Origin of the sequence: Chryseobacterium cupriresistens, from assembly GCF_046614675.1 — a bacterium.
Taxonomy (GTDB): Bacteria; Bacteroidota; Bacteroidia; order Flavobacteriales; family Weeksellaceae; genus Chryseobacterium; species Chryseobacterium cupriresistens.
Window position 1 is genome coordinate 288,942 of sequence record NZ_JBKKJT010000004.1, and the last position, 24,084, is coordinate 313,025.

A 24,084-nucleotide genomic window follows, 5' to 3' on the forward strand; every position below is an offset into this window, starting at 1 on the left:
TTGTTTATGCAGAGTTTTACCAATTATTTCCTGACATGATCAGCACCTGGCTTTCCGTTCCGTATTTGATCTCATTAAGGAAGATTTCTTTTCCTTCATCCAATGGGATCATAGAAATTCCTCTGCGTTCGTACTCAGATTCCAGGGTGGAAGAAACCATTCCGGCACCTTTCCATGGTCCCCAGTTGATAGAGATTACTTTTCCTTTTAATCTTTTGTTTAAAGCATTCGCGTAATCATCCAGTACACTGTTGGCTGCCGCATAATCTGTCTGACCTTTGTTACCGTATACTGAAGCGATACTTGAGAATAATACTACAAACTGACAGTCGGAACGAAGCTGTTCTGCCAATACACGCAGGGGTTTTACTTTGGTATCAAATACACGTCCGAAAGAGCTTGTGGTCTTTTGTTTGAATAATTTATCTTCTAAAAGACCTGCTCCGTGGATGACTCCATCCAGACGGTCGTATTTTTCATAGATATTGCTGATTAATCTGCTCAAACCTTCTTCGTCACAAAGATCCAGCGATTGGTAAATGATCGTATTTCCAAGTTCTTCCATATCACGGATAGTGCGAAGAATCTGATTGTTTTTGAAAATTTTCGTTGTTTCTTTTTCAATCTCTGCCGGAGAAGTGAATTGTCCGGATCTGATCAGGAATCCTCTGATTTCCTCTTTGGTTTTCATTCCCTGAAAATCTTTCGCAGAAAGTTCATTTCTTGGGTCTGCGGATCTTCCTACCAGAATATAGGTACAAGGATAAGCCTGAGACATATGCTTTACCAGTTCGGCGGTGATTCCCTGTGCACCTCCAAGTACCAATACCACAGATTTCTGGTCCAACTGGATATGCGCTTCATGCAAGCTTGTGGATAATGGAGAAGGGATGATGTCTATTTTATGTCTCTGATCATTTTTGTAAATGATTTCAGCGGGTTTATCATTTGTAAGGATTTCCTTTAAAGTGATTTCAGCAATCTGATCCACTTCCTGAGGCGTGCTAAGGCTGATCAGTCTGCAGGCGGTATTGTCAAATTCTCTGGCTAAACTTTTGAAAAGTCCCGGATAACCCTGATGATGGCGCAATACGCTTACATCTGTGATTTCCTGAAGATGTGCAGGAATATCAGAGATCAGGTATACCCATTTTGCTTTATCAAAGTCCAGTTTTTTGATCAGATCCACATGATCGATAATGCTTGGTTTATCAGCTGCTGAGAACAGGTCCAGCATAATTAATCCGTCAATGTTGGAAAGATCTTTTTCTGTATCTGCCACTTCTACGATAGCTCCGTGTTTTTCCAGAGCTTCTTTGATTGCGGAGGTGTGAGTGCTGTTATCCTGGGTAATGGCAAAACGTTTTCCCTGCAATACTTCTGTGTTTTGCACTAAAGAAGGATCAGTAGGCGTGATGTCAAAACGAAGACGTGAAAGTACATTTTGAGTTGGCTCTACCGTATTTTCTTCTTTAGCTTCGTGAGTAGTTTCATTATTTTCACCATTCATTTCACTGATCCAGTTGGCCAATCCGCGAAGGGTTTTAATGGCCGCCAGTTTTTCCATCACATCATCCGCCTGCTCAAGGTTTTGACCAAAACCGATCTTGATTTTAAGATCACCTATGATTTCCATACGTTTGATGGAGTCTATACTTAAATCCGCTTCCAGATCCAGATCAAGACCCAGCATTTCTTTCGGATATCCTGTTTTCTCACTTACGATATTCAGAATCGCATTTTGAAGATCTTCAAGAGAAAATGCCGGTTGATTTTGTGATTTTGAAACGGTGGGTTCAGTTGCTATTCCGTTTTTTTCAGGTGCAGCAGTTGTTTCAGCACCTGAGAATTCAGTAAGCCATGAAACTAATCCGCTTAATGTTTTTATGCCTGCCAGCTGTTCCATAACGGTGTCTTCGCTGGTGTTTCCGTTGCCCAGAGTTCCCAATTCGTTACGAAGTGTTCCGATGATCTCAACTCTTTTGATAGAGTCGATACTTAAATCCGCTTCCAGGTCCATTTCCATACCCAGCATTTCCTGAGGATATCCTGTTTTGTCACTTACCACCTGCAGTAATAAGGATTTGATATCTTTTGAAGGAGCCTGTTTCACGGCTGCAACGGCTACGGGTCTTTCTTGCTGAACAGGCTGAACCGGAATAGCAGAAACTGGCTGTTGAGCCGGAGCCTGCACCGGTGAATGATATACAGGAGCAGGAAACGCCTGAGGGTTCTGTCCTATAAAGGAAAGCATCACATCGCGTTGTGCTTGTATCATTAATTTCATACTGTTTAAATATTCCTGCAGCATACGTTCAGCGGTAGATTGCGCTTCAGCTGCCGGTGCCTGATGATTCGTAGTAAAATTGTTCATGGGAATAGGGTTTATGAGTGGTAATGCACCATTAGATGGCAGATTACCATGAGTTGGATGGGCAGTCTGCCCGTTAACACGCCAGATGGCTGGACTTTTCTTATAAAGCTCAGGTTGGTTTAGATCAATAACCTTCACGTTTCGGCCATCAAAAAGTTTTTCAATATTAAAGCTTCGGCCGGTTCCTAAATATTGTGCCAGCATACAAAGCAGGTGACTGAATTTATTGTGGCTGTTGTCTTCAACATATAAGGTCAGCTGATCTTTTTCCAGACAGGACTTGGTTAATCCGGTAAGAACTTTTCCCGGTCCTACTTCAATGAAGATTCTTGCTCCGTCATTGTACATGGCCTGCAGCTGTTCTACAAATCTTACAGGCTGTACCAGGTGGTCAGTAAGTCTTTCTTTTATTTCTGCCGGATCTGCGGGATATACTTCTGCCGTGGTATTGGACCACACTGGAATCTGCATTTCCCCAAAAGGAATATCTTTCAATACCTCAGCATATAATTCCTTGGATTTTGCTAACAACGGACTGTGGAATGCACAGGCGACTTCCAGTTTTTTAGCAGAAATCCCTTCCTGTTTAAGTGTCTCAAGCAGTTTATTGATCGCATCCGTATTTCCGGCGATCACACATTGTGTTGGCGCATTGAAGTTGACAGGATAACATCCTTCTATTTTCGCAATAATCGGTTGCAAGCGTTCCGCTGTAGCGCTTGCTGCCAGCATTGAACCCGGATCTCCTCCTTCCACAGAATTTAAAATAGACTGAGCTCTCTGAACACTTAAATCTACCAGTTTATTTTCATCAAATACTCCTGCAAAGCATAAAGCCGGAATTTCACCGTAGCTATGACCCGCCAGCATATCTGGAACAATACCCAATGATTCTAAGAATTGAGCCAATGCAAGGTCTACAATTCCTAAAAGTGGTTGTGCCAAACGGGTATCTTTAATGGTTTCTTTCTGTTGTTTTAAATCAGTTTCATTAAAAGTTTTAGATGGAAAAACCACTTTTTCAAGCTCAGGATAATTATCAATAATCTTACGCATGGCCGGGAAAACGACAAATAAGTCACGGGCCATATTGATTCTCTGGCTGCCTTGTCCGGGGAATGTGAACGCTACTTTACCTTCTTTTTTATTCACGGTAAATGTATCTTTAGTCTCAATTCCTAACAATACAAGCTCAACCTTCATCATCAGATCTTCAACCGTATCAGCCACAATGCTGAACTGGATAGGCTTTTCTGAACTGATGCTTAAGCTGTATGCAATATCCTGTAACGGAATACCATCATTAATTTCTAATAAAGTTTTAATCTGACCGGACTGTTCTTTCGCTTCTTCATATGTATCTCCACGGAAAACAAACAGTTCTGAAGGCCATGACTGCATGGCAATTGAATCATCCTGCTTAGGATGGTTCGCAATAACGGTATGGAAGTTTGTTCCTCCAAATCCGAAAGCACTGATCCCTGCATAACGGTTTTTCTCTGCCCATAATCCACTTTCTGCATGGAATGCAAACGGACTGGTTTCTGCATTGTAATACGCGTTAGGCTGCTGAAGGTGAAGGGTAGGTGGCTTTACACCGTGATATACTGCAAGAGAAGCTTTGATTAATCCTGCTAATCCTGCTGCACATTTTGTATGACCAATCTGTGTTTTTACAGATCCTAAATGAGTCTGCCCGGGTAATGCCCCTGAACGGCTGAATAAATTAGTCAGTGCACTTAATTCGGTTTTATCACCTACCACCGTTCCTGTACCGTGAGCTTCCACTAATCCAACAGATGCAGGGCTTATACCTGCCTGGGTGTAAGCACGTTCTAATGCTCTTACCTGACCTATCTGTCTTGGAGCAGTCAAGCCCAATGCTTTTCCGTCACTGGATCCTCCAACGCCCTTAATCACTGAATAAATACGGTCTCCATCACGTACGGCATCCTCATATCTTTTTAAAACAAGGATGGCAATACCTTCTCCAAGAGCAATACCGTCTGCATCGCTGTCAAATGTAGCACATCTTCCTTTTCTGGATAGAGCATGCGTGCTGGAGAACATCAGATAATCGTTAATTCCATTGTGTAAGTCTGCACCTCCGGCAAGAACCATATCAGATTTTCCTAATACAAGTTCCTGACATGCCAGATCAATGGCAGCCAAAGAAGAAGCACATGCTGCATCTACCGTAAAGTTTCTGCCGCCAAGGTCTAATCTGTTCGTAATCCTACCTGCGATTACATTTGCCAGAATACCCGGGAAAGAATCTTCAGTCGTATGTGGGAAGGCTTCTTTTACTTCTTCATGAAGTTCTCCGAAAACCTGCTTATAATATCCTCTGAAACTATAGCTGTTGGCAAGATCATTTCCTCCTTCAGCCCCTATGATGACAGAAATGTTTTCTCTGTTGATGTGTTTTTCTCCATATCCTGCATCTTCCATGGCACGCTTGGCAACCAATAAAGTTAACAGTTGAGTAGGTTCAATAGCGGCAAGAGATTGTGGTGGAATACCGAATGCCAATGGATCGAAATCGATTTTAGGAATAAATCCTCCCCATTTGGAGTGGGATACATCCGGTCCGTCAGAATCCGGATGGTAGTATAATTCCTTATTCCATCTTTCGTCGGGTACTTCAGTGACACTGTCTTTTCCTAAAATGATGTTTCTCCAGTATTCATCAAGGTTTTTAGCTCCCGGGAAAATACATTCCATTCCTACGATGGCGATGTCCAGCGGTTTTTCCGTAGAAACGGGTTCTTCCGGTAATGCCGCCTCCTGAATATGTTCGTAATTGTCTACAACACTTTGATGAAGTGCTGCCAGTGAGATCACACGATTCTGCATGGTGGCTACCTGTCCGATCATATACATTCCTAAGTCCAGCTGATCCTCTTTAGGAATATTGACAAGCTTATCGCCCTGTCGTTCTATGCCTTTCGCAGCAATACGTAAACGGCCTACATTTAATTTTTCAAGCTGTTCCCAGACTTGTTTTTTATCCATTCCGGCAGCAAGAAGTTTTGCTTTTTCTGTATTGAAATGGTGGGTAAAAGCTGTATTTAAACAACGGGTTTCGTGTCCTGGAGCTGTTTCCAGCAAGACCGTATCTTTTGCCTGCATAGCCTGGGACTGAAATTCTTCCTGAATGGCTCCTGTCTGTACAGCTTCATGAGTATACAGATAGGCTGTACCCATCAATACCCCGATTTTTACTCCTCTTGCAGCCAATGGAGCTGTCATGATGGAAACAAATGCTGTTGAAAAGGCGTTATGAATTCCCCCTGCAAAAAATACACTGATGTTTTCAGGATGCTCTTCTTTTAAAATACGTTCAATTTGTTTTTCCCAAAGAACCGTACTGGACAGCGGACCTACGTGGCCTCCGCATTCACGTCCTTCAAAAATAAAGTTTTTAGCTCCTTCTTTAAGGAAAATATCCAGAAGAGCAGGGGAAGGAACATGTAAGAATGATTTTATTCCCGCTTTCTCAAATACTTTGGCCTGTGCGGGTCTTCCCCCTGCAATTAAAACTACCGGAGGTTTTGCTTCCAGTATATAAGAGGTTTGCTCATCTCTTAATTCCTGAGGGGCAAATCCTAAAATTCCTACTCCCCATGTTTTTTCTCCGGCCAGCTTTTTGGTGTCCATTACCAGAGACTTTGCAGCTTCTCCTTTTAATAAGGATAAAGCAACAAAAGGTAAAGCTCCGGCATCTGCTACTGCGTTGGCAAATGAAGGAACGTCACTCACACGGGTCATCGGACCCTGAGCAATAGGGTATTGCAGTCCCAGTTCCTGAGCTAAAGAGTTTCCTTTATCAATTACTTTGAGTGCTTTTGCCTGCTTCAGATGTCCATACATGGCTTCTTTGAAACCGAAAATAAGTTTTTTCAGTGTTTTGAAATCTTCATACAGATCTGTGGCCAGCGAAATGTCCTGTCCCATTGGAATGTAACAAGTGCTGAGATCCAGGTCTGTAAAATATTGTTTCAGATCTCCGGCAGTTGCATTCTCGGATAAGGAAGGTGAGTTGGGTCTCACCAATACGCGATGGTTGGCAATCACCTTAGTTTCTGTACCATTCAGTTTTGAGCATATTTCTTTCAGATCCTGAGGAACTGCACTTTCGGGGAACAACGCTAGCTGGCTGTCCAGTACAATTCCTGTTGCTCCCAAAGCTTTTGTTGCCGCTGCGGTATGGAGACCTATTCCTCCCTGTACCCACACCGGAATGCTCTGGATTTCTTTGATCACACGCTGGAATAATACAAACGTGGATTCATAGCCTACCCATCCGCCTGCTTCATTTCCTTTGATAATGATTCCTTCTGCTCCCGCCTGTTCAGCCTGTCTTGCTTCTTCCAGACTCGTTACCTGATAAACTGCAGGCAGCGCAGAGGGCTTAGACATTCCGAATGGAAGGATCGCAAATCTTACCTTTTCAGGAATTTGAAGAGAGACGAAGTTGTCTGCAGAAAAATAAATACCATAAGATGGTACGTCTATCTGATCAAGTTGATGTAACGCTTCCTGTGCAGCCGTTATCTCATTTCCTAAACTTAAAACGGGGAATGCACCCGCCTGGTGTAATCTGGATATAAGAGTAACGTCCGGCTTTTCAAAAGGCGTCAGTCCAATAATGGTTAAGTTTTTCATGGCGTGATAATTATTGAATGATAGCAGAGATTCATAACAACATGCTTTGCCTTTCGGTAATAAGGCAATTGCTTATCATTATGATATAATAAAATTGGTTTTTGTTAGATCGTTAACGAATTGAATCTTTTTTTGGCAATTATTCAATGATCTATTGGTCTGGAATAGATTGCATAATATAAGGTTAGTGTCCGGTTGTTCAAAGGGCATCAGCCTGATTGTGGTCAAGTTTTTCATAGCATTTACGGTATTGGGATAGGTAATGTTGTTTCATAACAAAACATCAATATCACTGGGATATACAATGATATTTTGTTACGATGAAATAAAAATAATAAAATTGTATTATATATTTAATCATAAATGCAATTTGATAACTATTTTTTAATATAAAAAGTATAATTATTCAAATGCTATTAAAGTATATTTATTGTTTTATTATTCTTAGAAACGTGACGATACAATCTTAGTAATTTTAACTATAACTATTTATAGTTAAAAAAATGTTAAGCAAATATAGGAATAAAAAATAAAATATTTCAAAAACAAGAGATTTGTTTTGAGTAATATTACAAAAAGATAATATACAGTGATAAGAGTCCGAAAGTGTAAGAATCTCCTTTGTCAATCTGATAAATGGACAGTGCAAATTTATATAAAATTAATCAATATATTGTGATTTAATTTAAATTATTTATGAATTTTTCCTATCCTTTTGATAAAGAAATAGATAGGATATTTTAAGAATAATTAATATATGTTTCCGAAATTCATAAAAAAAACAGTAAGTGTTTGATATGCTTACTGTTTCTTATGTGTCGATTGTTGTTGTTTTTGTTAATAAGCCATTGGCATGCTTTGTGGGATCATTGAAGTAAAATTCCTTTCAGTGAGCAGGATTGCAGGTGAGTTGTTGTTGGTTTAAAAAACTAAAAGATACTTAATCCATACTGTTTGGCCAGATCTAAAATCATATGATAGCCGGCCAGAGAATTTCCATGCTGGTCTAAAGCAGGACTGAAAACTCCGATTCCTATTTTTCCCGGAACACTTACGGTAATTCCGCCTCCTACACCGGATTTGCTTGGCAGTCCTACCATTCTGGAATATTCACCGCTGAACTCATACATTCCGGCAGTCAGCATTTGTGATTCTATCAGTTTGGCCATATCGGCATTTTTAAAAGTGGTATCTCCGTCGAATCTTACGCACTGGTTGGCAAAGAAATAACCTATTTTAGCAAGATCCTCAGCGGTAAGTTCAATGGAACACTGCTTGAAATAGTTGTCCAGCTGGTCTTCATTTCCCGAAATCAGTCCGCTGTTTTTCATAATATAAAACATTCCACGGTTGCGGTGTCCTGTTGATTTTTCAGATTCGTAAACTGATTTGTTGTAATCTATGGACGGGTTTTTGGTGATGTACCTTACCATATCCAGTATCTTCAGGAATGGTTTTTCTCCGTCACCGGAAATTAATGAAGTAGTAAGAATTGCCCCTGCATTCATCATAGGATTAAGCGGCTTTCCTGTAGTTTCAAGGTTGGAAAAATGGTTGAAAGGTTTATCGGAACCGAAATATCCCATTTTTTCAAAGATATTGGTTTCTCCTTTTTCATTGACAGCCACCATTAACGATATGATTTTGGAAATGCTCTGCATGGTGAATTTTTTATTGATATCTCCGGCATTGAATACTTTCCCATTTTTGTCTACCACTGAAAAGGCTATTGCTTTAGCGTCCATTTTTCCCAGTTCAGGAATATAATCAGCTACTTTTCCCTGGCTGTAATAAGCTCTGTTCTTCTCCAGGATGCTGTTTAGTGTTTTGTCCGAAATGGTTGAGATATCTGCGGTTTTCTGAGCATAAACAATTGTGTTTAAGGAAATAAAAGCTGCTGTACAGATTCCTTTAGCAGAGAATAAAAAGCTGTTGTTTTTCATAGGGAAGGTATATTCAAATATAATGTTGATGATAAGCCTTGAAAAACAAAGATAAAGTATTTTAATCTTGTCAGCAATTCTCTTTATCGTGGTTATGAATATCGGTGCAGGTCTGTATAGGTGTTGCTTATTGAAGAAGATTAAATTGCCGGATTACATGAGAAATTTTTAAGAAAAGAAATGGATAAAAGTTTGTTGTTTTACCTGTTTTTATATGTGATTAATTTTAATTTGAATTATTGTTTTAAAGTAAAAAATTAATTTTATTTACTTTTTTGTTGTTTGTTTTAGTTTTTAATAAGCTAAAATGAATGATTTTATTCTATTAAAATGAGGTTGGAGCGCCTACATTGACCGTAGCATAAGGATTTTTTTACATAACTAATATGTTGGTGAAATAGCATATAATCACGAATTTGTTTATATTGTTGAAATTCAGTTGTGAAATAATGTTATTTTTTCACGATTAAATGATTTTTGTATTATTATTTTTATTAATTTGACAAAAAATTAATAACACTTTTTTAATAACTATGAAAAACAACACCTACTTTGGCAGGCAGCACGTCTTCAGATGGCTCCTGCTATGTTGGCTTCTGGTACCTTGGGTACTGCAAGCACAAGCTCAAATTACATGGACCGAAGAGGTCGGATGCCAGGAATTCCGCGGCGAAAAAGAAGGTCAGGTTCCTGACAACGGTATCGCCAGTTCCTACATCAATTCTGCGCAGTGCCTCCGCGTCTGCGAGAAATCAATAGACCCTGTCAAATATCTTGTTCAGGGATCCAACGTTTCTAATGTACAATGGTCAGTTTCAGGAGGAACTGCCACAATTTCCGGAACCGGAAATACCTTGGCGTATGTTACGTGGGGTGCCGCCGGTAATGGATCTTTACAGGCTGTTATCACATACAATGACGGAACTGTGGAAACACAGACCATCTGTATTGAAAAAATCAACAGACCTATTGCTAAGTTTGAATTGCTTAATCTGGATTACACGGTATGTAATAATACAACGGTGTATTTTGATAACCTTTCCGAACAAAACGGAGGGTCAGATATTGTCAATTATTTCTGGCAGTTCGGAGATGGAACTACTTCCACTTCCACAGCTTTTGAGCCGTCTCATATCTACACTAATCCCGGTATTTACACCATCCAGCTTACCGTAACCAATAAGTGCGGATGCCAGAGCAAGTACAGAAAGGAAATCAAGGTAGTAAAATCTTATCCTGTACAGATCAATTGTGCTTCTGTAGTATGTGAAGGAAGTACTGAGAAATACAATGCTCAGGATGGGTGTAACAAAGGACAATGGAAAGTTATTGGTGGAAACATTATAAACAATAACGGTAACGAAATTGAAGTAGTTTGGGATCAGGTGGATCCTCTGGACGGTTTCGGGTATGTCATGTATATGTCTGAATGTGCCTGCCCTGAATGGACTACAGTTAAAATCCCAGTGATTTTAAAGAATGCAAAAGTTAAAGGACAGGATAAAGTATGCGCCGGAAAGCAATATACCTATTCTATTCCTCAATGGCCTACGACAAAAGTTAACTGGAATGTATCCGGGCCTGGAACAGGGCTGCTGGTTAATACCCAGCAGAGAAATGAAATTGTTTTCTCGGCTACTCAGCCCGGAACATATCACCTTGAGGCCACCTACTACAATACTTTATTAGCTTGTGAAGGAAATGCCTCAATTGATATCACTGTTGAACAGCCTGTAACGATAAGCGGCGGTACGGATGAGATCTGTGCGGGAACAAGCCAGACATTTACAGCTACCCCTAATGTACCTGTTATCTGGAAAGTAACTACCGGAGGCTCTACTGTGACTTCGGGAGTAGTATCCGGGCCATTCAGCTATACTTTTAACACCGCGGGAACCTATACTATCGTTGCTGTGAAGCAAGGAGGAGATTGTGAAAGTAACCCAAGAATTATTAAGGTATTACCAATTCCGCAGCCCCCTACAGGAACTATTTCAGGTGAGACAAAAGTATGTCCTGGAAAACCTTATGTGTATACCATCAGTTCAGTGGATCCGGGAATGGTTCCGGTTTGGAGTGTTACTAACGGAACAATCCAGGGTAGTAATGCAGGATCTTCTGTAACGGTTATCTTTAATACGGGTGCTTCATCCTATTCAGTATCTGCACAGAATAAATCGATGAGTAATGCAGGATGTCTTTCTGCTCCGATTTCGTTCAGTGTAGCGCCGTTAGACCTTAATACCATTACGGTTAATCCTAATCCGGGCGGACCTTTCTGTCCGAGCAGCACACAGACATTTACTGCAAATCTGAACGGTATTGTTCCTGATTTTATGGAATGGACATTCGCAAGTCCTAACTTCGGAAGTGTTGTAGGAGGACAGGGTACCAGTAACATTACTGTCAACTTCAACGAAATCTCTACAACAAGCAGCACTATGCTGAACCTGAGAGTTGTAAAATGTGGAGTTACAAAAATCATCAGTGTTCCGGTATCTTTATTACCGCTTCCTGTGGTAAGCTTCACAAATGTTGGAGGAATCTGTTTAGGTTCCAACCTTACATTCTCTGTTAATCAGGGATCAATCACTTCAGCAACGGGTGTAACTTTCACTTTTGCAAACGGAAATACCTATAATACCACTTATAATCCATCAGGAAATTACAGCTTCCCTAATAACGGATATATTCAAAACGGATCAGGAAGTAACGTTTCTCAAACGGTTACAGTAACTTATACAGGAACTAACGGATGTAACTATAAGCCTACTGCAAGCGCAAACTTTACAATCTATCCTGAAACTATTATTACAGTTTCTCCGGTATATAATATCCTGGTATGTGATCCTACAACAATGACACCGTATACGCTTACGGCAAATAGTTCTACAGGACTTACCAATATTACTTCCTGGCAGTGGTTCCAAAACAATTCACCTATATCAGGTGCTACAACCAACTCATACACCATAGGCGGTGCAGGTGCTTTTGGAACTTATAGAGTACAGGCTGTAGATATTAATGGTTGTGTGGTTTCTTCACAGAATATTAATGTGAGCCAGCTTTGCCCAAGCAGCGGAACTTGTAATACAGATCCTCAGATCAACTTTACAGCTGCGTGGTCAGGTTGTAATACAATTTCAACATCAGGGTTAACGTATAACGGAACTCCTGATCAGATAGAATGGTCATCAGACAACGTACTTACTTTAACTTCTCCTCAGGGACAGCCTACAGCAACGTATCAGACTACACTTGCAGGAGCACATATTGTTTTTGTACGTTTAAGATATGGTTCATGCTGGTACAGCAAAGCAGTAGAAGTAAGAAAGAACTACGAGCCTAAATTCAGTGTAAGCACGGTGTGCAGCGGAGGCGGATATAATGTGACTCTGTTTAACAGTTCTACTATATTTGAGATTAACCAGTCATCTATTACGTATACATTCACCAGCCCGGGTCAGCCAACTCAAACAGGACAGACGGCTACTTATAACAACCTTGCGCCAGGTACTTATACCTTCACCATGACAATGTCTGCGCCAGGGAAACCAGCGTGTACCACTACACAGACGATTACATTAGCTCCGGTTCCTAGTACCAGCTTCCTGGTTCCGGCATGGCTATGTGTACGTGAACCTATTACATTCACTGCACCGGGATACAACTCGGCTAATACCTACACATGGCTTTTTGATGGTACAGCGTATGTAGCTTCGGGAGCAACTGCTACGGTTACCTATAATACAAGTGGTGCCAAGACAATACAGCTAAAAGTAACTACTCCTAACGGATGTGTATATATTTCACCAATTGCAAACATTAGCGTGAATGAAGCTTCCATTGATGGTAATATTTCACCTGTTAACGTAGTTGCCTGTGCAGGATCTGTTCCTACACTTGTATTTAATGGTTCGGTAGGAACTGCCAGCCAGTATATCTGGATGAATGGTTCACAGCCGGTGCCTGGAGCTCCAAATTCAATGACATTCACGCCTACTCAGTCGGGAACTTACTGGCCGGTATTGGTATCACCTGATGGTTGTAAAACAAGCATCATGAGTACTAAACCTGCAACAGTAACGGTTAAAAATGCTCCATATGTAAATATTTCTGGTAAAGCTACTATCTGTGCAGGATCTTCTACCATACTGACTGGTCTTGTAACAGATAATACATTAGAATACCAATGGAAGAAAGCAGGTTCAGTAGTTATACCATGGACTTCTGCTCCTTATCCGATCACTCTTAATACAGGATCATTAGCTGCAGGTACCTATGTTTATACTCTTGAGGTAAGAACTCCGGGTACATCAGGATGTGTAAGCTCTAAAAACTTTACCCTTACGGTAAGTAATCCGCCATCATCTATTACGGCAACGTATAGTTTGGTAAGCTGCCAGCCTTATAAAATCCAGTTAACTGCATCAGGACCATCTACAGGAAATTATAACTGGAGTAATGGAATGTCTGGTCAGACAATTACAGTCAATGAAGGTGGTGTATTCCAGGTTACTTATACTGCGCCAAGCGGTTGTAAAGTATCCAGCTCTGTGGAAGTACCATTAAGCCTTGAAAGCCTGATGTGGGTATTCCCTACAGGATGCTATGATGAATGTCTTAGAGAGAAGAATTATATTATAGGACCAAAAGGGGTATTTGATCATCATGATTGGATGTTGTTCGGAAACAGTATTCAAACCGGGAACAATAACTTTATCTTCCCGTTATATATCGGCTCTCCTGGTACATACCAATTACAGGTAAATCACTTAGGATGCCAGTATACATCAGGAACCATGAATTACTATCCAGGTAAAGATTGTGGATACGAAACAGATTGTAAGATTGAAGGAGATATTAAACCAATGAAGTGGGTAGGAGACCATTATTCTGTTTCTGGTATTATTCACAATGCCGGAGGACAGCCAATAAGTCTTAATGTTTCAAGTGTTAACGGATACGGAACTTATATTCCGTCTATTATTACCATTCCTGCAGGAGGAGTGTATGATTTGAATGCTAATCCGTTAGCTTTCTATCCAAATCCAAACTTCCAGGGTACAGACGAGGTTTTATTCTATAATGAGACATGTAAGTTTAGTACCAAAGCGGTAGATCCGGAATGGATAGGCATGAGAAGTGCATCAAGAAGTGTTACCGCTGCTGCAGTTTCTTCTCTGAAAATGATACCAAATCCTGCGAAGGAAAAAGTGAAAATCTCATACAATACAGGTAACGAAAAGTTATTGGCAAAACAGATTACAGTTTTTGATGCCATGGGCAATGTCAAATTCCGTAAAGAAGTGAAAGCGGCTTCCGGAGAGGTAGACGTGGAAGTTTCCAGCTGGCTGCAAGGCGTTTATATCGTTATTGTGCAAACGGGAGACACATCATTACAAGGGAAACTAATTAAAAATTAGTGACTTATAAATCAGTGTTCTCTTCGGAGAGCACTGTTTTTTATAGTATGTGATAATTAAATGAATTTATATGATACAACTAAAAAACAAGCTTTGGGGATTACTATTGATGTTGCCGGTATTATCTTTCAGCCAGACTTACCAGTGGCAATGGGCAAAACAGGCCGGCGGCCAATCCGGTTCTGCCGATCCGGGGTTTAATTACCAATTTGATGAATCTATACGGGATATTGTTGTAGATAACAATAACAACACCTATTATCTCGCAAGTGTATGGAATGGAGGCCAGAATCTGAATGGGGTGGCTGTACCTAATTATGGACTACGTGATCTTATTTTGTTTGCTACGGATTGTCAGGGGAATGCACTGTGGTCTACCGTTATTGGCGGATCAGAAGATGGTGAAAATGCCTGGCATATTGAAGTGGATAATAATGGTGGTTTATATGTAATGGCTACTCTTTATAATAATTCTTACAGCGGCGATCCTACCGCTCTTCCTATGCATTTTGATGCTACTCACACCATGCCTTTGTATACCTATTATGATCAGACAGTAGAACCGGCGCATAAAGCGGCATATCTGCTTAAATATAAAACTTCTGACGGAACATTGGATTGGAGTAAAGCTTTGCAGGGAGATGTCAGTTATCTCAGCAGACGTTGTGATGTTCAGATGATGTATATGGATTCATCCAAAAATATTCATGCTGTTATGGGTTTCAGAGCAGGAAATCATTTAAATGGTTTAATTACCGTGCCTTCAACCTTCACTACCTCCTTTCAGTACTATCTGGTTAAATTCAACTATGATAACGGGAGTATGACACCTGCAACGCCACTATTGCTTCCTATAAGCGGAGGATTAACTGCAGGAGGAACTGATGGTAAAGTAAATCTGCTGTACGATGAAAGCTTAAACAGATACTATCTGGCAGGAAAAAGAATGGTAGGAAACTACAGCAGTACTATGGAAAGTCTTTCGTACAATAATATTCCTTTTACAAAAAATGCCTATATACTTGCTTTTAACGGAAGTACCGGAGCTGAATTATGGAGAAAAGAATTTGACAATAGCTTACCGGCATTTATGGATGATGAAATTCATTCCGTAATCAAAGGTTCAGGTTCTTCAGATATTTATATTTCTGGACGTTATTTTTCAGGAACAGTTCCTACCACTTTCGGAAACTATTCTTTTCCTGTACAAAATTATCAGGGACAGACTCCTTTTGTGATGAAGCTGAATGCTGATGGAGCTGTACAATGGGCAAAAGTTCCGGATGGGCTTACAAGCTTTTCTGCGTACCGTTTCATGAAAGGAAAACTGGCACTGAACGGAAATGAACTGGCCTTCGCCAAAGGAAGCTGGAATGAGATTTGGGGAAGCTTTTCAATGACACGTCCTAATTCAGATTTATCAGATCCTTTGCTGGTACGTTTCAATAAAGATACGGGTGCAGTAATTGGAACCGGAGAAATTCATAGTAATTTTCAGGTTCAGGATGAATTTACAGCCATTGCTGTAGATAAAGATGGAAATTATGTACTAGGCGGTCTTTTTCATGACCAGCTCTTTACAGATTCCAATGATAATGTCAATACCATGACAGTAAATGTGACGGGAGGAAAATCCCAGTCTTTCATTACTAAATATTCTAAGTCAGCATGCAGCCAGATGTCGGTAGAGGAAGCAGCCGTACACGCAGGAATTCAATTATTCCCGAATCCGGTTCAGGATGTGCTTACCATCAGGAGCAAAGAGCCTTTGGTTTCCTATGAAATCTTTGGAACTACGGGACAACTGGTAAAACAGGGAACTTTGAATATGATGCAGGAACAGATCGTATTATCTTCTCTTCAGACAGGAGTATATTATATTAAACTTAAAACAAAATCTTCAACAGTAACAGAAAAGATACTGAAGAAGTAAAAAAACAAAACTGAAAATCAATAACCTTATATATAAACGGTGTTTCCATTGGAAAACACCGTTTTTTGTTGAAAAAGATCGGTCTGTTCGCAATTTTACAATTTTGGGATTTCGGAAATGCATTGTTTTGTATAAAATTTTTACAATGAAAAAATTACTTACTCTAAGCGGATTATTACTATTTGCATTCTGGTGTAATGCTCAAAACACTGATCTTATGAAAACAGTAAGAAAAACCATAGAAGCCAGTAACGGAATCTATGCTGATCTGGCTAATAAAAATGACGGTTCTATCCTGACCCGATATACTGATGATGCATGTCTTTTTCCACCCAATGCTGCGCCATTATGCGGAAAGGAACAAATACTTTCTTTCTTTAAAAACGGCCCGAAAGTACATGTTAAGTTCATGATTCAAAACCTGTACGGAGATGGCAGAACCTCGGTTACCGAAGAAAGTTATTATGAAATGACAGATTTAGAAGGTAAAAAACTGGATGACGGAAAAGTGATCGTCATCTGGAAAAATACAAAAGACGGATGGAAGATGCATCGTGATATGTTCAGCAGTAATCATCCAGCAAAATAAAGCTAAAAACCAATATTAACAGCCTGCTGAAGATCCGTATCATTTTTGATCAGTGAATGTCTGGATGCGGAAGGGGTAATGCCTGTAAATTTTTTAAACTCTTTAATAAAATGTGCCTGGTCATAATACCCGCATTCATAAGCTATCGCTGTAAGGGGTTTCCGGGTGTTGAGAATCATGGGCAGGCTTTTGTTAAATCTGGTAACCGCAGCAAAAGATGAAGGGGGTATCCCGATATGAGCAAGAAAAAGCTTTTGGATATACCTTTCTGACAGCCCTGAAATTTGCGCCATGGCAGGTAAATCTAATGAGTGTTCATTCATAAAAAACTGTTGGCTGAGTGCCTGGATTGTTGCGGCTTTCTTTATCTGGGATTCATTTTTTTTCAGCTGTTGAAGAAAATACATTTCTAAAACACTGATTTTTGAATAAAGATCGCCAGCCTGCATGATACGGTCGTATATTTCTCTGCTCTCATTCTTTGTTACATCATACATATCGGTGGCATAGTTGGTAAATTCTGACAAAGGATCAGAAAAAAATAAGCTGCCGGCATGTGGGTAGATCCTTGCTATAAGGACTGAAGTTTCTTTTGCTGCGCTGAGACGGGTCGGAACAGTGAGATGTCCCAGCAATTCTATATCCGGAGTATCTTTTTGTTTACCGTTGATTGTGGTAGCAGCAAAACCACCGGAGATATTGATAATCAGATCTACATATCCGCTGGGGTAAAATACTTCATCCCGGAGATCCTTATCAATGGTAACAATAGTATAACTCTTTATATAAGGTGCTAAGCTGGCGGATGGTAAAATTTGCATAGCTGTTGTAGGGGTTAATTCATTGACGGATAGTCTGTTCGAATTTAGGAATAAATATGATATGAATTCAAGAGAAGATTGGTAAAATAAAATTCCATTATAAAAAGATATCAGGATTTTTGTAGTGAAGGTTTATAAACAACCTATTCCGTATTTTTGCAGAGAATTAACCCGCTAAAAGGGTTTATTTAAAAATATGAGCGATACATTTTCTGACAATCCTCAAATAGAGGTGGTTTCTTCTTTTTCCGAACTTGTAAATACCTCTTTTCAGGGAGTCCGGAATGCGGTTTGCTGGCAGAGAAACCTGGCCGGTGATTTTACAGAAATTGTTTCCAAGCTTCGTTTGAAAGAGAATATCACAGTAGTTTCTTCAGACGATCTCTTAGCACTGCAGCTGACGGAAGAGGGGAATGTGGCGAGAGGAATTATCTTACATGATTTGAAATTGTTGACAGATTTCGGAGCTTCACCGGTTCTTAATTTGCTTAAAAACTATGAACGGGATGAAGAGCTTGGTTTTATTTCAACGGATGTATACTCGTATCATGTAGACCGTTCGCCTGTTGCAACAGATACTTTTCTATGCACTTATCACGGAACAGCGAGTGATATCATCGCTAATGATCAGGTGGAACAGAAAATTTTAATTCCTGAAGTCCGGGAACAGCTCAAAAAATTATATGATGGCACTGAAGACGAATTTGAAGACTTCCTGAAAGAGTATTTCTTTGATCTTCATTATCAGCCTAAGCCCGATGCAGAGCCTGTCAATTTAGGAATTGGCCATCTTTGGCGTATTGCAGTAGATCATCCTGAGCAATCCGCTTTGCCATGTGTTCACAGGGCACCTGTGGAAAATGATGGTGAATACAGGCTTCTCCTGATTTGTTAATTCAATTTGCATCGAAATCAATGAGGTCATGAAAAATCCAACATCATCAGGATATTGGATTTTCATAATTGATAGACTGAGTTACATATCAGTTATTTATTTTCAGAAGATCAGCTTCACCATTTTATTTTTATTTTGGGCACTACCTTTTTTATTTCTTTGGCTACATTAGTTCCTGCTTTCCCAAGCTCGTTACTAATGTTTCTGACCACCTTTACCGCTTCATGATTTTTTCCGGGGCCGTATTGTAAATCATGAACAGTCGTATTCCATGTTTTGACGATATCGTTGTTAGGACCAAACTGACCTTTTAAAGCGTCTCCAATCTGGTTTAATCCTTTAACAATCGTATTATTTTTTCCAAAACAGCCGTTGTCACCACCAACTCCGTTTGTTAGACATTTATTTAATTCACGATAGGTTAACTGGCCGCCCGCACATCCTGCAAATGCATACGGCTGGCCTCCAGTGCTTACCGCACATTCCACGGCTATTTGAGCTTCTGTATTCAGATTAAGCTTACTTGCACCATAACAAACCGCAGTTCCCATAAAAGATATTTCTCCACTGTTGGCCTGATCTTTAAAGCAGGAAACTAATTGCTTGAGTTCAGGATCATTGACTTTATCAGCGAAACAAAGAGGATACATTTCATAATTACCGCCATACTCTTTATAGCATTTCAGCATATCCTGAGTAATTTGTTTTTCTTTTGAACCGCCTAAAATACTGAGCATACAAAGGCTTTGTTCTTCCATGGTAGCAGAATTTTTGGCACATTTATAAATTTCAAGCTCTTTCTGTCCTGCCATATTCGTTACCATACAGTCCCCGAATTTCAACTGGTTTAATGAGCCATCAAAATTCAAAGAATTTTTATAACAATCCACGGCATTCTGCTCACTGGTCATCATGACATCCCCATAAGGTTTTTGCTCGTCAATAATCTGGGTGGGTAAAGGTCTTAATCCGTCAGCGGTTTCAATTCCTATTTGATTATCGTACGTAGGCTTTGGCAGATACATAGGCGGCGGTGGAGGAACTGGAATATTGGAATAACCCACGACGCGGTATCCATATCTGTAATCTAATTCTATAATATTTTTATTAAAATCCAGGAAAAAAGCCTTTTGATAAGGAATGGCAGACGGCAAGAGTAAATAATTAATTCCGGTCTGATCATATACGGCCTGGCCGGCATTTCCCGGATTGCCATCCTGAACAATCACCCCTGTATTGTACATCGTAAAAGACTGACCGTAAGTAGTCAAAAACATCTGTCCGATTGGATAAACCTGCGCAAACAGGAAGGAACAGAAACTCATCAGTGAAACCAGCGCACTTAAAATGGATAGTTTTTTAATAATTGCGTCCATGATACTTATTTTTGATAAAGGTACCGTGTAGACTATTATCGGGAAATTACCCTTTTTCGCTATTTTTGAAGTTGAAGAGGCTTTATAAATGAAAAACAGCCTTGGAAAGGGCTGTTTTATGTTTGCGGATTTGAAATTTTTGAAAGGTTATAAAGGAGGTTGGAGTTATTTCCCGATGCAAAAGTAGTGAATCTTGATTATCAATAAATTATAAATAATAGAAGCACTGTGGAAACAACTTTTGTAATTATGTTAAAAAACTATTCATATCAAAAAATAAAAAATAATCACTTGGTGTAGAATATTCATTAATGTTGTATTGATTTGCAGAAGCATAACAAATCTGAATATTCTCATTTTTCAATGCAACAAATGCCACAGCTATTGTTGAAATTTTATTATTCAGAGGAGATAAAATAATATTATATTCTTCACCATGTGTATTAATAAGATTTTCAACAACTTTTATTGTTTTTTCAATCTCCACACAAGAAAATTCAAATTCTCCAATTATATTAGACTGATATTTTTGTTTAATCTCATCAAAATTTGCTTTTCCTCTATTACTTAATTGTTCATTAATAGATTCTTCATATGAAGGTCTACCAAGAAGAATAGCATTTGGTTCAAAAGAATTAATTATTTCTTCTGTTCTTTCATTCTCAAAACCATTCAAAATTACCAACATTAATTTTTTACTTGGTAATATCATACCTGAATAGCCAAAAATAGATCGTATATAACGAACACCTCTTGTTAACCATTCACATGGATAATTTTCTGCTGGTGTATATACTAACTGAATATTAGATCTGTTTAAATACCACTCATTATTCAGGGCTTTTAATAGTATTAGTAAAACTTCTCTTGTGAAAGTTGTTATGTCAATAATTATATTGAGTTTTTCATGAGGGTTCTGATCTTTATAAAAACCAGTCAGTTTTTCTAATATAATATCATATGTTTCAAGCGGATTATTTTTAGGATGCTGAATTGTTTTTAAATATGGCATCCTATTTTCTAACTCTTTAAGATTTTCATAAGATACAGTATAATTCTCATCAATATGAAAAATAAATCCATTTTTTACACGATCCACATCTAGTGCCAAAGGAAAGGATTTTGATCTAGTTTCAAACCCTGATGAACAAATAAATAAATCAATATTATTTATTACTGAATATAAATTAGAAAATTGTACTTTCATATTTTAATCATCTAAATTATCAAATAAAGTCGGTTGCAAATTATCACCTGCAGTGAAGCTCTTTGTAGTAGTTTCTATAAATGATTGAGGATTTGTCAAACATGTTTTTAGGACACTGCTGTTCATAAATTTATAACCTCTAAATCCAGTTGGATCAAGTTTAAAAAAAGGAGCTAAAGTTCTACTTAAAATGAATAATTTACTTCTTCCTGTACCTTTTTTATTACCAATTGTACTTTGATGTAAATATCCATAATGAATAGCCAGATCTAAAATTTCTCTTAATTCATCATCTGGTAAATCATTTAATCCGACAGAAAAGACAACTCGTTCAGTTCTCTCACTAACAAATATTTTACGAAACATACCTCCTAAGCCTGTTATCAAATTATACAACTTATCTGCCTTGCTTAATCTTTCAGTACTTGATACATCACCATGCTGTTCTATCACCTTTTTAAACTCATCTTCCAAAAATTTTTGAGAAAAATCATTAATGACTTCATTTTGGATTCTGATTGGGATAAAGTCAACATCATTTATATTTTTATTATCTCTTGATAAATGCTCCGAAAACATGGTTGATGCAGGTTCTAAAAAATACCGTATAATTCCTGAAGAAATATTTACTAAATTATCAAAACCAGCATAATTAAATGTCCCTCCTGATCTTCCCGCAATTAAACTTTTTACATATTCGGATGTTGCATATCTTCTAGCTGCATCTGTACCCGCATAACTCTTGTCTTCATTTTCAAACTTCTCTTTTATTTCGTCGTATTTTTTATTTATTGCATTTTCTTGATTTGTATCATTTGGAAAAAAAGCTTTCGGATCAATTTCTTTGCCTAAATATTTTTGAATCCTCTTCGTTACAATGCTTTCAATTCTTTGATAATAATTTTTTCCAGATGATGTATAGATAGTTGCAATATTTATCTGAGAATAATCATGAGGATAATCAATTGTCTTATCGTTTACAGTATTATAGCTTTTGTAATCTAGTTGTGTTGAAATTTTTAAACTAACAAATTTTGAAGTTCTATATGAAACCCAAGTATTTAAAATTTTTGTTTGGGTTATATTTAGATACCCCGCATCATCTATTAATAAAAAAAGAGCTTTATCTTTAGGTAGAAAAGATAGTTCTTTTAATTTTAACAATATTGGATATAAAAAATCTAAGTAATTACATAAAGACCCCTTATATTCTTCAAGAGAATTAGGGTTCATTGCAATTCTTTTACAATATCCTTTACATTCTAACTGCATTTTATCAATAATTTTCACCATACTTTCAACACATTCAACTGAAGATGTAAATTCTGTTTCAAAATTATCAATTATTCCTCCAGACAAATCAACATACCATAGGAATACACTTTTGTAAAATTTTTCAATTTCGTCTTTATGATCATTAATTTCGTCTCTAAAAGTCAATAAATAATTAAAACATTTACTTGCAACATGTGTTGTCAATAAATGTTCATTAAAAAATGTATTAGAGTTACTTTTTAATCTCTCAAGTTCAGGATAATTAATATCTGTCAATTTGATTGGTACATATAAGCTAAAGTAATCTAAACCACTAATAGAACAATTTTTATCTATCATTTGACAATCAGGCATCATATACCTAAACATCATACTTTTACCTGATCCTCTCGGTCCATTTAAAAATGTATGCCCAACTTCTCTTACTTGATAAAAATCTGTAAAAACATCTACAAAAAGTTCGTGAACTTCACTTGCGGTTACATCTTCAGGGGTTTTAACTTCGAATGGATTCATAGTCAGATAGTTGTTCTATAAAATTTTTAATAAACTCACCATTAATTTTTAATTCATTTTCTTTAAGAGACTCACATAGATCGTAAATATCTTGATCTGAAATAAAAGGATAACCTGTTTCTTTTAATTCATAATAAATATTTTTAATCACATCATCATTTTTACTTTTTAGGATATGAATATTTACTTTTACAATAGTAATCCGTGCTTTTTCGGGTAAAAATCTACTACAATATAAAGCTTCAGTAAAAGTTTTAAATGTTCTATCATAAATTTCATCAAGAAGGTATTTATCAATAATACCGCTTTTAGTTTTTATGGGAAACATCTTTAACAAAAATTCATCTTGAATATAAAAATCTAATTTTAGCTCTCCTCCAGATATAGTTATACTTTCTAAAGCTGCGGAATATCTATGAAAAATTTCACTTGTTGGTGTAATTGCTCCAATATTTAATAAAAAGTTAGAAGCTCTACTTTTATCTTCTGCAAGTTCGTCAGCTAACCTTAAAATTGCAGCTAAAAACTGAGGCCTGATTTTCTGATGAGAAATATTTTCTTGTAAAGGTAATGCTCCTATAGGGTCTTTTTTCCCCCCATGTGCTTTTGCAATATTACCTATATGCATCCTTTCGGCAGTCGATAAAGATCTTCCTGAATCAAACTTTGCCAATAGCTCTTTTCCTTTCTCTGCATGCTCAGATCTGGTCGCAATTAGATGACCCGCATCATGCAACTGAATTGCCATCAGTAAAATAAATAACTCATAAGGCGATAAATAAAAACCTTCCTCATCTCTTATAAATGTAATATTAAGGTTATTCAATAATCTTGTAGCTCTTTCAATGACCATATTTATATGGTCTATACCATGATCATTGTAATAACCTTCCTTTTCAATTTCTAAAATTCTTGTTTTAATTTCAGGATGTATCTCGTCTTTAAACTTATCTTTGAATTCTTCATACTTATTAATATAATTTTTCCCCAAAGGAAAATCATCTAACCTGTCCTTTAAAGAAATGAATTCGTTTTCTATATTTTTAATATTACCTGCCACT

General features: G+C 38.0%; 11 protein-coding genes. 4 read left to right on the forward strand and 7 right to left on the reverse strand.

Annotated features, from left to right (window positions below; genetic code table 11):
- Positions 1-16: 16 nt before the first annotated feature.
- The gene (locus ACLI50_RS13630) at positions 17-7,042 is read right to left on the reverse strand and encodes an SDR family NAD(P)-dependent oxidoreductase (RefSeq protein WP_411414005.1); all 7,026 of its coding nucleotides are present in this window, start codon (positions 7,040-7,042) and stop codon (positions 17-19) included.
- A 929-nt stretch (positions 7,043-7,971) separates the two neighbouring features.
- Complete coding sequence (glsA, locus tag ACLI50_RS13635; protein WP_411414006.1) at positions 7,972-8,985, reverse strand: glutaminase A; 1,014 nt, start codon at positions 8,983-8,985, stop codon at positions 7,972-7,974.
- Positions 8,986-9,518: 533 nt separating this feature from the next.
- On the opposite strand from glsA, the gene ACLI50_RS13640 reads away from it, so the two are divergent.
- The 3 genes from ACLI50_RS13640 to ACLI50_RS13650 all read left to right on the forward strand — a co-directional run bounded on the left by ACLI50_RS13640 (position 9,519) and on the right by ACLI50_RS13650 (position 16,933).
- A complete protein-coding gene (locus ACLI50_RS13640) occupies positions 9,519-14,411 on the forward strand; it encodes a PKD domain-containing protein (RefSeq protein WP_411414007.1) in 4,893 nt (1,630 codons plus the stop codon).
- 70 nt (positions 14,412-14,481) lie between these two features.
- Complete coding sequence (locus ACLI50_RS13645) at positions 14,482-16,344, forward strand: T9SS type A sorting domain-containing protein (protein WP_411414008.1); 1,863 nt, start codon at positions 14,482-14,484, stop codon at positions 16,342-16,344.
- 145 nt (positions 16,345-16,489) lie between these two features.
- Entirely contained in the window at positions 16,490-16,933 is a 444-nt protein-coding gene (locus ACLI50_RS13650) for a YybH family protein (protein WP_227941864.1), read from the forward strand.
- A gap of 2 nt (positions 16,934-16,935) precedes the next feature.
- Here ACLI50_RS13650 and ACLI50_RS13655 read toward each other — a convergent pair whose 3' ends face one another.
- Positions 16,936-17,754, reverse strand: coding sequence for a helix-turn-helix domain-containing protein (locus ACLI50_RS13655; RefSeq protein WP_411414009.1), 819 nt, complete (start codon positions 17,752-17,754; stop codon positions 16,936-16,938).
- Between the two features lie 196 nt (positions 17,755-17,950).
- On the opposite strand from ACLI50_RS13655, the gene ACLI50_RS13660 reads away from it, so the two are divergent.
- The gene (locus tag ACLI50_RS13660; protein ID WP_411414010.1) at positions 17,951-18,649 is read left to right on the forward strand and encodes a DUF1826 domain-containing protein; all 699 of its coding nucleotides are present in this window, start codon (positions 17,951-17,953) and stop codon (positions 18,647-18,649) included.
- Positions 18,650-18,765: 116 nt separating this feature from the next.
- Here the strand turns inward: ACLI50_RS13660 and ACLI50_RS13665 are convergent, their stop codons facing one another.
- The 4 genes from ACLI50_RS13665 to ACLI50_RS13680 form a co-directional block, all read right to left on the reverse strand.
- A complete protein-coding gene (locus tag ACLI50_RS13665; RefSeq protein WP_411414011.1) occupies positions 18,766-20,025 on the reverse strand; it encodes a hypothetical protein in 1,260 nt (419 codons plus the stop codon).
- A gap of 247 nt (positions 20,026-20,272) precedes the next feature.
- Positions 20,273-21,232 carry a hypothetical protein gene (locus tag ACLI50_RS13670; RefSeq protein WP_411414012.1) on the reverse strand — a complete coding sequence of 320 codons (960 nt, stop codon included), beginning with the start codon at positions 21,230-21,232 and terminating at the stop codon, positions 20,273-20,275.
- Between the two features lie 3 nt (positions 21,233-21,235).
- Positions 21,236-23,023 carry an ORC-CDC6 family AAA ATPase gene (locus ACLI50_RS13675; protein WP_411414013.1) on the reverse strand — a complete coding sequence of 596 codons (1,788 nt, stop codon included), beginning with the start codon at positions 23,021-23,023 and terminating at the stop codon, positions 21,236-21,238.
- A complete protein-coding gene (locus ACLI50_RS13680) occupies positions 23,004-24,083 on the reverse strand; it encodes an HD domain-containing protein (protein WP_411414014.1) in 1,080 nt (359 codons plus the stop codon). The genes ACLI50_RS13675 and ACLI50_RS13680 overlap by 20 nt, the downstream gene beginning before the upstream one ends.
- Position 24,084: the final 1 nt, after the last annotated feature.